This is a genomic window from Nonomuraea soli (assembly GCF_013761175.1).
GTDB lineage: Bacteria > Actinomycetota > Actinomycetes > Streptosporangiales > Streptosporangiaceae > Nonomuraea > Nonomuraea soli.
This window is the reverse complement of record NZ_JACDUR010000004.1, coordinates 507725-521801: the sequence shown is the minus strand read 5'-3', so window position 1 is coordinate 521801 and position 14077 is coordinate 507725. Positions and strand designations below refer to the sequence as shown.

11 protein-coding genes and 1 tRNA gene are annotated in these 14077 nt (G+C 71.6%); 5 read left to right on the top strand and 7 right to left on the bottom strand.

Features of this window, described 5'->3' with window-relative positions; genetic code table 11:
- Positions 1–107 precede the first annotated feature (107 nt).
- Complete coding sequence (locus HNR30_RS20855) at positions 108–527, top strand: STAS domain-containing protein (protein ID WP_181611570.1); 420 nt, start codon at positions 108–110, stop codon at positions 525–527.
- Here HNR30_RS20855 and HNR30_RS20850 read toward each other — a convergent pair.
- Genes HNR30_RS20850 through HNR30_RS20840 form a run of 3 tightly spaced genes read right to left on the bottom strand, consistent with a single transcriptional unit; the run spans position 519 to position 3609 of the window.
- On the bottom strand, positions 519–875 hold the full coding sequence (locus HNR30_RS20850; protein WP_181611569.1) for an STAS domain-containing protein: 357 nt from the start codon (positions 873–875) through the stop codon (positions 519–521). The two genes, HNR30_RS20855 and HNR30_RS20850, sit on opposite strands and share 9 nt — an antisense overlap.
- Positions 872–1996: a cobalamin B12-binding domain-containing protein gene (locus tag HNR30_RS20845; RefSeq protein WP_181611568.1), complete on the bottom strand. Its 1125-nt coding sequence runs from the start codon at positions 1994–1996 to the stop codon at positions 872–874. The genes HNR30_RS20850 and HNR30_RS20845 overlap by 4 nt, the downstream gene beginning before the upstream one ends.
- On the bottom strand, positions 1993–3609 hold the full coding sequence (locus tag HNR30_RS20840) for a PP2C family protein-serine/threonine phosphatase (protein ID WP_312894540.1): 1617 nt from the start codon (positions 3607–3609) through the stop codon (positions 1993–1995). Before HNR30_RS20840 ends, HNR30_RS20845 begins: the two co-directional genes overlap by 4 nt.
- A gap of 87 nt (positions 3610–3696) precedes the next feature.
- Between HNR30_RS20840 and HNR30_RS50215 the strand changes: the two genes are divergently transcribed.
- The 3 genes from HNR30_RS50215 (at position 3697) to HNR30_RS20825 (ending at position 6443) form a co-directional block, all read left to right on the top strand.
- Complete coding sequence (locus tag HNR30_RS50215) at positions 3697–4527, top strand: helix-turn-helix domain-containing protein (RefSeq protein WP_220133795.1); 831 nt, start codon at positions 3697–3699, stop codon at positions 4525–4527.
- A 150-nt stretch (positions 4528–4677) separates the two neighbouring features.
- The gene (locus tag HNR30_RS20830) at positions 4678–5973 is read left to right on the top strand and encodes an FAD-binding oxidoreductase (protein ID WP_181611566.1); all 1296 of its coding nucleotides are present in this window, start codon (positions 4678–4680) and stop codon (positions 5971–5973) included.
- A gap of 86 nt (positions 5974–6059) precedes the next feature.
- A complete protein-coding gene (locus HNR30_RS20825) occupies positions 6060–6443 on the top strand; it encodes a TIGR03618 family F420-dependent PPOX class oxidoreductase (protein WP_181611565.1) in 384 nt (127 codons plus the stop codon).
- 20 nt (positions 6444–6463) lie between these two features.
- Here the strand turns inward: HNR30_RS20825 and HNR30_RS20820 are convergent, their stop codons facing one another.
- From HNR30_RS20820 to HNR30_RS20805, 4 genes are all read right to left on the bottom strand, one after another.
- Complete coding sequence (locus HNR30_RS20820; protein ID WP_181611564.1) at positions 6464–9373, bottom strand: DUF7824 domain-containing protein; 2910 nt, start codon at positions 9371–9373, stop codon at positions 6464–6466.
- A complete protein-coding gene (locus HNR30_RS20815; protein ID WP_181611563.1) occupies positions 9370–10695 on the bottom strand; it encodes an SWIM zinc finger family protein in 1326 nt (441 codons plus the stop codon). The genes HNR30_RS20820 and HNR30_RS20815 overlap by 4 nt, the downstream gene beginning before the upstream one ends.
- A gap of 218 nt (positions 10696–10913) precedes the next feature.
- Positions 10914–12959 (bottom strand): TerD family protein, encoded by a 2046-nt coding sequence (locus HNR30_RS20810; protein WP_181611562.1) that lies wholly within the window; start codon positions 12957–12959, stop codon positions 10914–10916.
- An 86-nt stretch (positions 12960–13045) separates the two neighbouring features.
- Positions 13046–13117: transfer RNA gene (locus tag HNR30_RS20805), tRNA-Arg, on the bottom strand.
- A 115-nt stretch (positions 13118–13232) separates the two neighbouring features.
- On the opposite strand from HNR30_RS20805, the gene HNR30_RS20800 reads away from it, so the two are divergent.
- Positions 13233–13631: a response regulator gene (locus HNR30_RS20800; RefSeq protein WP_312894585.1), complete on the top strand. Its 399-nt coding sequence runs from the start codon at positions 13233–13235 to the stop codon at positions 13629–13631.
- Positions 13632–14077 lie beyond the last annotated feature (446 nt).

Sequence of the window (14077 nt, the reverse complement as noted above, 5' to 3'; positions counted from 1 at the left end):
GGCTCGATCCTCCTTCTTGGCCGTGGAGTGCCCTGACACACATCCCTCCGACCGATAACGTAGATCCGAGTGATCGTGCGACGTCGGGGTAGCGACAGGGCAGGGAGGTGGACGTCTTGGAAGGCAGTGGTCCTGTCAGCGACGTCGAACTGCGGCTGAGGATCGAGGACCGGGGCGAGTGGCTCGCCGTCCACGTGAGTGGCGACGTCGATTACAGAAACTCGACGTCGCTCCGCGACCAGGTCCTGGCGTTGATCGGCGACGATCGGGTCCCCGCCGTGGTGCTCGATCTGTCCCAGGTGGGTTTCATCGACTCCTCCGGACTCGGCGCGCTCATCATGGTGTGGCGCGCGGCGACGTCGGCCGGTGGGGCGCTGGTGTTGTCGCGGCCGTCGCCGGTGTGCGAGGGGTGGCTGGAGCGCACCGGGCTGACCGGCCACATCCGGTCCGCGCGCAGCCTGGAGGCCGCGCGGGCACTGCTCACCATCACAGGCGGCGAGCAGACCGGCGAGGCGCGGTCAGCTTGAGTGCACCCCGTCGCGTCCGGCGACGAGGTGCTCTCGTGTGCCGGTGATGTCGAGGAGCCGGTTCAGCGCGGCTCCCCGGTTGTCGAGGTGGAGCCGGGTTCCCACGGCGTCGGCGCGGCGGCGGATGACGAGCAGGACCGACAGGCCCGTGGAGTCGCAGATGCCCAGCCCGGCGCAGTCGAGGCGGATCTCCCGCGGTGCCGGGGCCTGGCGGAGCCGGGCCGTGACGACGGTGAGCAGGTCCTCGGCGCTGACGTAGTCGAGGTCCCCTCGCAGCCGGAAGGCGGCTGCGAGGGAGTTCGAGGAGACCTCGACCACGGTGAAAGAATCCTGGGCGTAGCTGGTCATGCGGGCTTTCCGTGGTCGTGCGGGAGTGCGGGTTCCGCGTCGCCGGGAGGAGGCGCGGTGATCGTCCCCAGGGCGGCGGTGATCATGGCGCGCGCCCGCGGGAAGTCGGACAGCTCCTGGGCCAGCAGCTCGAGCGTGGGCACCAGGCTGAGGGCGGGCACTCCCCTGACGGTGAGGATGCCGGAGGTCCAGGTGATGAAATCGGTGAACAGCCGCTCTTCGTCCAGGTACAGGGCTGTCGCCAGGAACGCGACGATGTGGGCGACGTCCTCGGCCGTGTGCCCGCGCTGCTTCGGGGTGTAGGAGGCCATGGCGGGGAACCGCTCCTCGAGCCCGGTCATGATGCTCTTGACCAGCGTGCCTGCCGTACGGCTGACCATGGTGTACTCCTGGTCGGCCAGGTGCGGCAGGTCGTCGATGGCGGCCTGCTGGGGCGCCGGAGTGCGCGGGGCGATCGAGGGGATCAGCTCGGCCGCCGCGCGGGCGTCGGGCGCCCAGGCGTCGGCGCCGAGGATCTCGGCGTAGTCTCCGCCGGGGCCGAACGCGGCGCCGCCGACCAGGACGGGGGTGCCGGTGGCCTGGCAGGCGGTGATGGCCGCGTGCGCGGTGGGCAGCCGGGTGGGGATGCTGCTCGACAGGCCGACCACCTGCGGCGCGGTGCGGTGGATGTGCGTGATGAGATGGTGGGTCGGGACCTGGGCGCCGAGGAAGTCGACCTGCCAGCCGCGCAGGCGCAGCACCTCGGCCAGGATGCGGGCGGGCAGGGCGTGCCACTCGCCGTCGATGCAGGCGATCGTGATGCGTCCGGCCGGCGCGGCCGAGCGGGAGGTACGGCGCGCGGCCGGATGGAGGGCGAGGGCGGCGACGACCCGCTCGTTGATGGCGGTGGCGGCGTGCTCCTGGGCGACGGTGAGCCGGTTGGCGGCCCACTCGGCCCCCACCCTGGCCTGCACGGGCGCCACGACGTCGAGGAGGAACGACTCGGGCTCGACTCCCTCGTCGAGCGCGGCGTCGACGAGATCGACGGCGGCGAACTCGTCGCCGTCGAGGACGGCATCCCACAGCCGTGCCGTCCATGCGGGGATGACGCCGCCGGGTGCGGCGATGGTGCGATGGGTCATGCCGTGTACCTGCCCCGGCTGCGCCCCCCAACCGCGCTGAGGTGGCGTCCGCGCGGCGCGGTGATGGCTATGACGGCCATGTCGTCGTGGTGGCCGCCGCCGACCCATTCGGAGGCGAGCATCTGGATACGTTCGGCCAGCGCCTGAGGCGGCATGCCGGCGCACTGCTGGAGCTCGTCGCGCAGGCGGTTCTCGCCGAAGAACTCGTCGCCGAGCGGGCCGCCCTTGGCCTCGGTGATGCCGTCGGTGTAGAGCAGGCAGGTCTCGCCCGGCTGGAGCACGACCTCGGCCGTGTTGGAGCGGATCGTGGGCAGGGCGCCGATGAGGGTGCCCCTGCTGTCGACGTCCTCGACGGTGCCGTCGTTCCTGACGACGAAGGGCAGCGGGTGGCCGGCGCTGGTCAGCCGCAGCGTGACCTGGTGGGCGTCACGCCGTACGGAGGCCAGGACCAGCGTGACGAAACGGGCGTTGTCTTCGTCCATGAGCACGTCGTTGAGCAGCCCCAGGACCCGCTGGTGGTCGGCGGCCATGGGCAGCAGGGCGTGCAGGGTGTTGCGGATCTTGCCGGTGAGCACCGCCGCCCTCAGGCCCTTGCCGCAGACGTCGCCGAGCACGATCAGGGACTCCTGACCGGCCTGCGTGGCCGGGTGCAGGTCGTAGAAGTCGCCGCCGACGAGCTCGCTGTCGACGGAGGCGCGGTAGCGCGCGGCGATGTCGACGCCGTCGAGCCGCTGGACCTTCGGTGGCAGCAGCTCGCGCATGAGGGTCTCGGTGATGGAGACCTGCTCGGTGTAGAGGCGCGCGGCGGACATGGCCGCTCCGGCACGGGCCGCGAAGAGGCGGGCGACGATCTCCTCGCTGTCGGTGAACGCCGCCTGATCCGTACGGCGGAGCAGGACGAGCACACCCGCGGGCACGCCGTGGCCGGGCAGCGCCGTCACCACGACGGAGCCGACGGGACCGAACTCCGGGCGGGCCAGCCACTCGGGCGCGGCGGTCGGGTCGATCCAGCGCGACGGCATCGGCGGGAACCCCTGCAGCGCCTCGGCCAGGCCGGGCACCACCCCCGGGTCGACGACCAGGCTCTCGCGCACGACCCGCCCGTCGGGCCCGCAGTAGGCGATCGGGTAGCGGCGGCCGGCTCTCGGCGTGATGACGAGGGCGGCGTCGGCCAGGTGGCGCGTGGCCAGCCGCGCCGTGACCTCCATGCAGCGGTCCATGTTGAGCGACGACAGCAGCTCGGTGGACGCCTGCGAGAGGAACGCGGTGCGCTCGCGCTCGAGCCGCAGCTCCTCGCGGGCCAGGCGATGGTCGGTGTCGTCGGCGAACCACCACGCGGTGCCCGCGCCGAGCATGGAGGGGTGGGCCTCGTAGGTGCGTTCGCCGATCGGGCCGCTGACCGCCTGGATCGGTCCCTGGGCGTACGCCTGCGACAACCAGGCGGGGGCGGCATCGATGATCGCGACGCCGGGAGCGGCGTCGGGCAGGAGGGCTCGGGCCGCGGCGTTGGCCACCTCGACGGTGCCGGACGGAGACACGACGAGCAGGGGGTACGGCGCGACTTCCCACACCGCCTCTGGAGCGCTGACCGCTTGCTCAGTCTCTATATCCACGCGTGGCAACCCTGTGGGCCTTCTCCCCTTCCTCCTGAGACGTCTGTCTCCACTGTACTGACTGTCGCCCAGTGCGACGATGGCTTGGTGGAGTCCTATGTCGAGCGCCCGCCGTTACCGCAGCTGGCGGGGCTGGTGCGGACGGTCTGGATCCAGCGCACCGGTGAGAACGCCTATGTGCAGAGGCATCTGCCCACAGGCGGCGTGGAGATGCATTTTCCGCTCGGCGAGTTTCCGCAGCTGATCGGACCGCTGACCGGGCCGGCGATCGAGGTCATACCGCCGCGCACCACACTCGTCGGCGTGCGCTTCCACCCGGGGAGCGCGCCGCCGCTCCCTGCGCCGCTGGACGACCTGGTCGACCAGCGGATAACCCTGGAAGGGCCGTGGGGAGACGTGGCGGAACGCCTGGCCGGGGCGGCGACGCCGGAGCGGGCGCTCACGCTCGTGCAGGCCCGCCTGCTGCGCGAGTTCCGGGGTACGGCAGGCGCCGATCCTCTGGTGGGCGAGGCGGTGAGGGCTCTGATGCCGTGGCAGCCGATGTCCGTCGACGGCCTGGCCGCTCACCTCGGGCTCTCCGCCAGCCAGCTGCGACGGCGCTGCCTGCACGCGGTCGGAGTGAGCCCCAAGGCGCTTCAGCGGACACTGCGGTTCCAGGGGTTCCTCGCCCTGGCCCAGGCCGGCGCCGTGGCGTCGGGGCGGCGCGGGGCGGAGGGCATGGCGGGGCCGGCTGCCGACGTGGGCTACGCGGATCAGGCGCATCTCAGCCGTGAGTGCCTGCGGCTGACGGGGCTGACACCGAGCGGGCTGCTCGGAGGCGCCATCGATCGGTGTGCGTGCGGGCACGACCACTCCGCCTCGTACCGGCCCTTCCTCGCGGCCCGCAACCGGCCACCGCTCCTCCCTCACGGCCCGTAACCGGCCGCCGCTCCTTCCGGGGGCCCGCGACCGGCCGCTCCCGCCGCTCCTTTCGCCCTTTCGGCTCCTTCCGCCCCTCCGCTGCTTCCGAGCTGAACGTGCGCGGTTTGTTCAAGCCCGCGCCGTCGCCCCGCGCCTAGGGTCTCCCTCGTGCCCGATCCCGCCCTCGCCGCGTTCAGCGCCTCACTCGACGGCGAGCTGCTCACTCCCGGCTCACCGGGCTACGACGCGATCCGCCGCCCGGCCTTCCGTGAGGTGCGGCCCAGGCTCGTGGTCCTGTGCCGCTCCGTCTCCGACGTCGCCGCCACCATGGCGTACGCAGCAGCCACGGGACACCGGCTCACCCCGCGCAACGGCGGCCACTGCTTCGCCGGACGATCGACGACGGACGGCATCGTGCTCGACGTGTCCGGGCTCGACCGCATCTCCGTTTCGGAAGACGGGACGGCGACGATCGGCGCCGGCGCCCGCCTGGAGCAGGTCTACGCCGCCCTCCACACCCAGGCCCGCACCCTGCCCGCGGGGTGCGGCCCCACGGTCGGCATCACCGGCCTCACCCTCGGAGGCGGCATCGGCCTGCTCGGCCGCAAACACGGGCTCACCTGCGACCGCCTCGTCGGCGCTCAGGCCGTACTGCCCGGCGGCAGGGTCGTGGAGTGCGACACCCGGCACGAACCCGACCTGTTCTGGGCGCTGCGCGGCGCGGGCGGCGGGCAGTTCGGCGTGGTCACGTCGCTGCGATTCGCCACCGTCGCCGAGCCGGACGTCATCCCCATCGAGGGACACCGCCACGGAACGGCCGCCCGCGACCTGGCCGCAGCCTGGCAGACGTGGGCGCCCGACCTTCCCGACGACATCACCGTCAACCTCACCCTCGACTCGGTGCCGGGCACGGCTGACGTCCGGGCGAGGCTCGTCGGCGCCTCCGCCCTCGGCCCGGCGGCCACCAGGGAAGCGCTCCGGCACCTCGCCCCCGAGATCGACCTGCGGCCCGGCGTGCCGTACCACCGCCTGAAGGGCACCCTCGCCGGCCCCGACTCCCGCGAGGTGAGGATCAGATCCGAATTCTTCGTCCGCCCCATGTCCTCTCGGACTCTCACCTCTCTCCTGACCCTGCTCACCGAACCCAGGAGCGCCGGGCACCGGCAGCTGACGTTCACCGCCATGGGCGGCGCGTACAACCGGGTCGCCGAGGACGCCACCGCCTTCGCCCACCGCGGCGAACGTTTCCTGCTCGAACACATCGCTCATGCGGACGACCCGTGGATCGACCGCTCCTGGGCAACGGCCCACCCCGACGCCTCCGGACGCGTCTACCCCAACTTCCCCGACCCGGCGCTCGACGACTGGGCGCCGGCCTACCACGCGGGCAACCGCACCCGGCTGGCAGCGGTCAAGCACGCCTACGACCCCCACCGGTTCCTCGACTTTCCCCAAGCCATCTGACCTGCGAATTTTCGTCAGCGGCGGACCGGGAACGATCCCGGCCACGTCGCGTGGCGTGCCCGCGAATGCCGCTGAAGGAGTGCTCCATGCTCGATCCCGCTGTGCGCCGCGTCCTCGACGGCGCCTCGATCGCCCACCTCGCCACCGTCCTGCCCGATGGCTCCCCTCACGTCGCCCCCGTCTTCGTCGGCACTCTGGGCGAGCGCGTCGTCCTGTTCACCGGGCCGGACACGCGCAAGGCTCGCAACCTGCGCCGTGACCCCCGGGTGGCGCTGTCGATCGCGCCCGTGGACAACCCGTTCGAGCCCGTGGTGATGCGCGGGCGGGTCGTCGAGTGGGTGGAGGGTGAGGCGGCCTGGGAGATCGTCGACCGGGTGGCCGTGAAGTACACCGGCATGCCGTACCCGAGGGAGGAGGAACGTGTCGTGGTCGTGATCGAGCCCGAACGGCAGAGGGCCGGGGTGGGGTGATCGGCGGGCGCCGCCGCGACTCAGCCGCCGACGATCACGGCGTTCAACGCCCGGCACTCGCGACGGAACCGGCTCTGCCCCTTCCCCGCCGCGTGGACGGCCACCTCGGGGATCTCCCCCCGGGCCCCCACCCAGCCCGCGACCCGGGCGGCGAAGGCCACGAGGTCACTGTGGTTGACGTTCGCCCTCTCCTCCCCCGCGGGCAGCACCACCGGCAGCAGCGCGCGGAGCATCTCCCACACCTGAGCGTGGGCACCCTCGCGGGCCGCCTGGTCCAGAAGCGGGAGAACCCGGCGGATCTCCACCTCGGAGTGGCGAATCAGGCCGCCGAGGTGACGGCCCACCGCGCCCGCGTCGGGGTGGCCACGGACCGCCAGGTGCAGGATCAGGTGCGCGCCGGGGCCGTGGGGGCGGGTCAGGAGGCCGGCGACCAAGGCGGCCATCGCCTCGCCGACCGGGCCGTCCGCTTGGATCAGCGCCTCCAGCGAGTCGGCCCCCACGTTGGAGTGGTTCCACCGATCGACCAGGTACGGCAGATAGTGGACCGCCACCACCTCCCGGTGGGAGGGCATGGCCTGCGCCCACCAGCGCATGCCGTCGTAGGTATCCTCCGCCCGCCACCGCGCGGGAGCGCTCAGGAGCTGGTCGATCAGGTCGTAACCGGTGGGTTCCGCGCTGAGCGCCGGGACGGGGTCGATGCCGTCCGGCTTCCAGGCCACTCCCGTCTCCGGGTCGGGCAGGCCGCCCCGCGCCAGCCAGTCGGCCGCCTGGCCGGCCGCGCGGGAGCCGATCGCGGCGGCGCGCGCCGCCGCCTCGGGGTGCGCCCCTCGGGGAAGGCGCAGGAGCGCCTGCTGGAAGTCGGCCTTCAGAGGGTGCGCTCCCGCCGCCGCGCAGGTGGCCAACCGATCCACCAGGACGTCGGGGTCGAGATGGCCGGTGCTCCAGGTGGGGGTGGCCAGCAGGACGGGCGGCACCGTGCCCTCACGGAGTGCCTGGTACAGCTCATGCAGGCGGCGCAGCATGAACAGTTGCAGCGGGGCGACGCTGCTGTGGTACGGCATGCGGCTACGGCGGCGCTCCAGCTCGACGCGCTCGGCCTCCTCGTCGCGGAAGAAGGAGCTGAAGCCGAAGGACATGACGGAGACGGTCCAGAAAGGCTCGTCCGAGCCCGGAGGCGGCACCGGCCCACCATCGCGCATGGCGGCGATGCGCTCCGCCTCGACGCCGATGCCGTCAAGCTGCCGGAAGATCTCCTCCCGCGCGTCGGGGGGCATCTCGGTGAACCACGGCCCCGGTTGCGTCTCGGCACTTTCCGCTTCGTCCGGCTCCGTCACGACCACCTTGACCTGGAAGCTGGTGTCCGCCCAGCGGTCCACCGGCTCCGGGTCGGGGACGCCAGGATCAGTGCCCGGAGCCACGACCTCGGTGGCGAGGGCCGTGAGCCACATCGAGGCCGACGGCCAGGCATCCAGCGAGAAGAGGTACGGCTCGGCGAGTTGTTCCGTCGCGGCCAGCTCCGCCCGTAACGCCTCGCGGTCCGCCAGCCGTCCGACGAACGCCGCCATCCACTGCTCGGCCGTCAGGCCGTTCACATGGCGGACGCCCGAGCTCAGCGTAGGTTCGGGCAACCGCGACCGCGACTCGGCCGCCACCTCCGGCAACGTGCCAGGCACGAACACCTCGGGCCCGCAGGGCCCCTCCGGCGTCACCTCGCCGCCGAAGCACGCCGCCACCTTGGCCCCCGACGCGGGAGGCAGATGGGGTACGGCTTGCGCCAGGATCGCCGCGGCGGGCCTGAGCGCGGCGGCATGCTTCAACGCCAGTTGCTCGGCACGATGCTGCACCGCCCAGGCGGTGTGGCTGAAGGCGTTGGCCAGCGCCGGCGCCAGGTCGGGTGCCAGCGCGGGACGCTCCTTCATCAGGTCGGCGAACCAGCGAAGCCCTGCCGTGGCGAGCTTGATCTCGGGGCGGAAGGTGAGGGCTTCGATCGCCTCCACCAGATCCGCTTCGTCGTCGAACTCCAGGTGCCGCACCTGGTCCAGGGCCAGCTCCGCGACGGTGCCAGGGGAGGCGGGCAGGAGGCGGACGTAGTCGCGCAGGCGGGCGGTGCGCTCTTCGGGGGTGGGGGCCGCCATGGTGTGGAGCCGCACGAAGAAGCGCAGGTCGAGCTGGTCGCCGCCGCTGAAGAAGCGGGTGAGGAGGGCGTCAAGGAGCTGCTCGCGGGGCATCGCGGCCACGGCACGCAACCACGGGGTGGCGCGGGGCACGGAAGCGGAGGGCACCTGCTCGTCGCGCAGGGCTCGGCCTGCTCCTTCCGCTTCGAACACGCGGGGCAGAAGCCAGGGGGCGAGAGGGTCGTCCTTGAGCACCGGACCGCTCACCCAGGCCACCACCAGGGGGTCGTGTTTGGGCGGTTCGGCCCCGCTGGACCGGAGAAGCTCGAGGACCAGGGGGACGATCGTGTCGCCGGGACGCCTGATGCGTTCCGCGAGCCGTACGCCCACCTCGCCCTGCCAGGCCGTCGGGCGGGAGGCGAGCACCTGGAGCAGGCGGCTGTCGTGCCGGTCGGACTCCCAGCGCGGGTTGAGATCGCGGTGGGCGAGCCACTTGGCCGCGGCGGCGGCGGGCAGGGTGGCCGCGCCCGCGAGGCGCAGGCAGGCGGCGTACGTTTCGTGGACGTCGCCGGCGAACTCGGCATGGTCGAGCCTTCCCGCCGCCCAGCCGGGCAGGTCGAGCTCGGAGGCGGGGATGTCGTTCCAGAACGCCCGCGCGATCCTGGTCGCGGCGGAGCGCATCTCCTTGAGGAAGGCCGGCAGGTGGGCGGCGATTTCCGCGCGCTCCTCGCCGGTCAGCGTGAGCAGGAGCCGGGACAGCTGCACCGGACGGCACCCGGCGATCAGGTCGCGGACATCGGGCCAGGTGGTGGTCACGGGGTGCTCTCCACGAGGGTCTTGGCGGCGATCCCGGCGGCGAGCACGTGCTTGCACGGTCCGCGTGAGCCCCGGTGATCCCACCACCACGGGCAGGTGCACGACCCGTCGGCCAGGACCACCTCCCGCACCCCACCGTCGGTCCGCACCAGCGCCCGGTCACCCAGCAGGCGCACCGCGCCCGCGGCCACCAGGGCACGCGCCGAGCTCAGCCGCGGATGCAGCTCGCGCACATGCTCCCGGTCGTAGGGCAGCTCGCGGTGGAAGTAGGCAGCTTCTCCCAGGTCGTACCCCACGCGCCCCGCCATGCCCAGCTGGGTGAGGGCTGCGCGGACCCGGGAGACGGGCAACCCGGCGCGGTCGGCCAGCAGGCCCGTCTCGACCTCGGGCTCGTAGTTGAGGAGCATGCCCACCACGTCGGCGTCGGCCTCCGTCTCCTCCCCCGCCAGGTCGAGCAGCGACGCGCCCTCGCCGGAGAACCCCCGCCATCGTTCGGGGGACAGCACCAGCGTGTAGCGCATTCCAGGAAGTTCGAGCTCCCAGGCACTCGAAGCGGCCGACGACGAACCGCCCGCCGGGCCGTACACCCTGAGAGCCTTCGCGAAGCGCAGGAGCGGCATGAGCGTGGCGAGCCGTCCGACGCCCGCCAGATGGACGGCGCCGGCCGAGGGGTGGTCCGAGACACGCAGGTCGCGGGCGGCGGGGACGGCCCAGAGATCGGCGGCGGCGCGCTTGGGCAGGGAGCGGAGGAACCGCACCGCCGAGACGCCGGTCAGCTCGGCCCGCTGGTCCATGCCCGCCGCGATGACCTGCACCTCCGCGAAGCCGCGCAGCCATCGCTCGGGCAGGGGCACCTTCTTCTCCACCACCGCGCCGTCGAGCGTGGTGACGGTCAGCTCGTCGGCGCCGACGCCCAGGTGGAGGCCGTCGCGGGCGCCCACGCGGGCGAGCGCCACCCGCAGGGGCGGGTTGACGTCGACGTTGGTGGTGCCGCGGTCGAAGACCTCGCCATCGAGGGCGGGACCGAGCAGGTCGAGCCGGGCGTAGACCCCGCCGCACGCGGAGAAGGACTCGAAGCGCAGCCGGTCTCCCCCGCACGTCACCACCGGGTCGCGGGTCCAGCCCGGCCTCGGCTGGTGGTAGCGGGTCATCGCCACGTCGGCCACCCCCAACAGGGCGGCGGCGGCGGGAGCGGGCTGGGTGATCACGCCGCTGAAGAAGCGGGGCGCGAGCCCGGCGCCACCTGAGGTGGAAAAGCCCAGGTGACCGGCGGTGAGGGAGGAGGGCGCGGCGTAGGAATACGCCTGCGTCGCTGTGGTCATGCCTGGAGGGTAAGGAACGCCGCCGACAATTTCGGTGGGCGCGGAGGGCTCGGGCGCTAGAACCGCCAGAAGGCCCGGAAGGGCCTTCCTGGAATCGAACCAGGAGAGAAGGAAGCACCCGAATGGCCGCGCCCACCGTGAATGCGAGGAAAGCGGGAGAGCTGGCTTACAGAGATGTGAGAAGGAAGCCCTCCCATGGCCTCACCCATGCGACGGTATCAGGCGGGGATCAGCTCGTGCAGCGTGGAAGGGGTGTAGCCGCCCGCGGACGGGTCGAGCCCGATGCGAGTGACCTGTCCCTGTCCCGACGCCTTCTCACGCAGCAGGCCGACCAGATAGCCGACGGTCAGATAGCGGCGCTCCACAATCGAACGGACCAGTTGCGACGTGCTGACGCGATTACCCTCAACCTGGTTGAAGGATGGATATCCACGCAGATAGAGGTGCAACCACTTGGCCCGCCAGCCCCCATCGTCACCTCGCAGGAAGACCAGCGGAAGGGCGATCCTTCCAGATCCCCGCAGATCGGACTTGGCTCGGACGGTTCGCGGTTCGAATGGCAGGCCCTTCTGCGTCGAATCCCTGCTCATGTAGCCAAAGAAGGCCTCGGCCGCCTCATTGAACTCCTCGCCCGCATAAATGTTCACCTGCGGGATGATGACTGACTTGTCGGCCTTTCCGAGTTTGAGGTCGATGAATTCCGACGCCCCTTCGGGAGCCTCGGTCAAATCCCCCGAATACGTGGCGAAGCTGCTGCGGTAGTTCGTCCACGAGATCTGCGTCGGGCGCTCGAAGGAAGCGTCCAGCATGAGCGCCGACAAGTCGTAGTCGGTCCGCTGCGAGGTCTCCCGCCAGTGCACGAAGAACCGCAGCACCTCCCCGTCGACCCGCGACACCGACCCGCGCGGCAGCATCCCGAGCCCGGGCGCGACCGCCTTGCCCGACAACGGCAACGCCACGTCGATCACATCGGGATCGACGACCAGCTCGCCAGGATCGGGCAGCCGCGAGGCGATCTCGGCGTCGAGCATGGCCAGCACGTGGGCCAGAATCCCCTCGTCCAGCGGCTGGCGTGTGTCGGCGGTCGTCCATGCCCTGCCGTACCGGTTGGTGAACGTCCGGTCCGCGGGCGCGAGCCGGTTCTGCAGATGCTCGCGCAGGGAGAGCAGCACGCGCCCGGACACGTCGGGAGCGGCCCTCTCCGCCGCCTTCAGTACGGCGGAGCCGCCGCCCGCACGCAACAGGTGGTCCAGCCGTCGCAGCAGCGCACCCGGCGTCCGCTCCAGCAGTCCGGCGGCTTCCTCTGTACGGCCCGCGGTCAGGGCCAGCTCCACCCTGCCCTCAATGCTGCGAACCTGGCGCACCCCCCTGGCGACCTCGAAGAGCTCGGCGGCCCGAGGGAACTGCGGGTACTCGTGAGGGTGCAGCCGCTCACCCAGACGCTTCCACTGCTCCCGGTGGCGCAGGACGTCGGCGTGTTTGCTCGGCTTCATCGCGTCCAGGGCCGCCAGCAGAACACGGCGCTCAGGGCGGCGGAAGGAACGAAACCGGGCAGGGGTGACCAGCGTGACGTCCCCGCCCGAACAGGCGCAGGCCAGCCGCAGGACATCCGTCACCGTGTCGACGGCCAAGGGCAGCCCGGCCGCCAGTCGCACCTCGTTGACGACCGCCCGGTTCTCCCGCACCGGGATCCTGGACGGCGTCTCCCCAGGACAGAAAGCGGCCAGCATCCGCAACGCCGCCAGATCCTCCGCCGCCAACGGGACCTCCGACCCCGCCAGCGACAGGTAGAGCTCACGAGCTTCGTCCTGGAGCGTGCCGCCCACCTGCAGCACGGTCACCCGGTCACCCGCCGTCGCCACGAACTCACCGTGCGCGGTCACCAGGTCGGCGAAGGTGTGCTGATAGCGCCCGTATCCGGGCAGGTCGAGCAGGTTGAACGTGGGCACGGTCTCGCGCATCAGGGACGCCCAGAAGTCCACCGTCTCCGGGACGTCGGCCGGAAAGTCGACGAAGTACACGTTGTGCCGCACATGATCGCCCACCAGGCGCCGCACCGCCGCGAGGACTCTCACACCCAGATCGATCACCTGCTCGCCGGGCAGCCCGGCCAGACGCAGAAGCAGGGCGGGCGAGCAGGCGAAGCCCACGCTGAGCAGCGCCGCGTCCAGCTGCCGCGTAGCAGCCTCGCCGTCGCCGACCGCCCGGCTGTCGACGGGGACACGCAGGCGGCGGGTGATGACGAGCTCTTCGATGCTGGACATGATCAGAGCTTACGGACCGGCACCAACGTGAACGGGCGGGACTTCGATCTCACGAAGTCCCGCCCGTTCACGTTGGCGCTCTCAAGTGCTCCCGGCAGGATTCGAACCTGCGCACCCGGCTCCGGAGGCCGGTGCTCTATCCCCTGAGCTACGGGAGCGATGCGGAACAAGGCTATCAGCAATCCCCCACCACTCTGCACGCCCTTAATCCACCACCCCCACATCCAACGAAAACCGCACGTGACCCCCTCTCCAGGGGTTAGCTTGGCGGCCGTGGGCGAGGTATTGGGCAAGGTGCTGGTTGTCGACGACGACGAAGTGATCCGTCAGCTGATCGCGGTCAACCTGACGATGGAGGGGTTCGACGTCGAGCAGGCGACCGACGGGCAGGACTGTCTGGAGCGGGTGCTCGACGTCATGCCGGATGTCATCACGCTTGACGTGATGATGCCGCACCTCGACGGGTGGGTGACGGCCACCAGGCTCAGGACGGATGAGGAGACAAGGCACATCCGGGTGGTGCTGATCACGGCCAGGGCGCAGGACGACGACAAGCGTCGCGGGCTGGGGGCCGGGGTGGACGCGTATCTTACGAAGCCGTTCGATCCGGCGGAGCTGATCCAGATCGTGAGGGATCTGGCGGCCATGGGGCCGGAGCGGCGGAGAGTCTGAGCTCGGCCCTCAGGCAGTTGGCGTGTCGGGCACGGGTGCTCGTCGGGCGCGCATGGCGCTCAGGGCCGCAACACAGGCTCGAGGCCGCACGCAGGGCTTGAGACCGCAGGCAGACCCAAAGCCGCACGCAGGACTTGAGACCGCAGGCAAACTCAAGACCGCACGCAGACCCCAGGCCGCGCGCAGACCCAAGACTGCGCGCAGGCTCGAGGCTGCACGCAGCCCAAGGCCGCCCTCCCCGTGCAGGCGAATGCCGAGCAAGTGGCGGGCGATTTGACAGCGTCAGCGCGGGCGCCCAAGAGCCCGGCATCGGCCAACGAGCGCGCCGAAGCTCAGGCAACGGGCAACGGGCAACGGGCGACATCGCTCAATTCACCGCAACCCATAAGCAGACCCACTACGTCGTCCCCTGCAGACACCCCCAAGCCCCATCCAGGCGCCCCACC

Excerpts from the sequence above, each read along its gene's own strand:
- HNR30_RS20850 (WP_181611569.1), bottom strand. The coding sequence starts at position 875 with ATGACCAGCTACGCCCAGGATTCTTTCACCGTGGTCGAGGTCTCCTCG.
- HNR30_RS20845 (WP_181611568.1), bottom strand. The coding sequence starts at position 1,996 with ATGACCCATCGCACCATCGCCGCACCCGGCGGCGTCATCCCCGCATGG.
- HNR30_RS20825 (WP_181611565.1), top strand. The coding sequence starts at position 6,060 with ATGCTCGATCCCGCTGTGCGCCGCGTCCTCGACGGCGCCTCGATCGCC.
- HNR30_RS20815 (WP_181611563.1), bottom strand. The coding sequence starts at position 10,695 with ATGACCACAGCGACGCAGGCGTATTCCTACGCCGCGCCCTCCTCCCTC.
- HNR30_RS20810 (WP_181611562.1), bottom strand. The coding sequence starts at position 12,959 with ATGTCCAGCATCGAAGAGCTCGTCATCACCCGCCGCCTGCGTGTCCCC.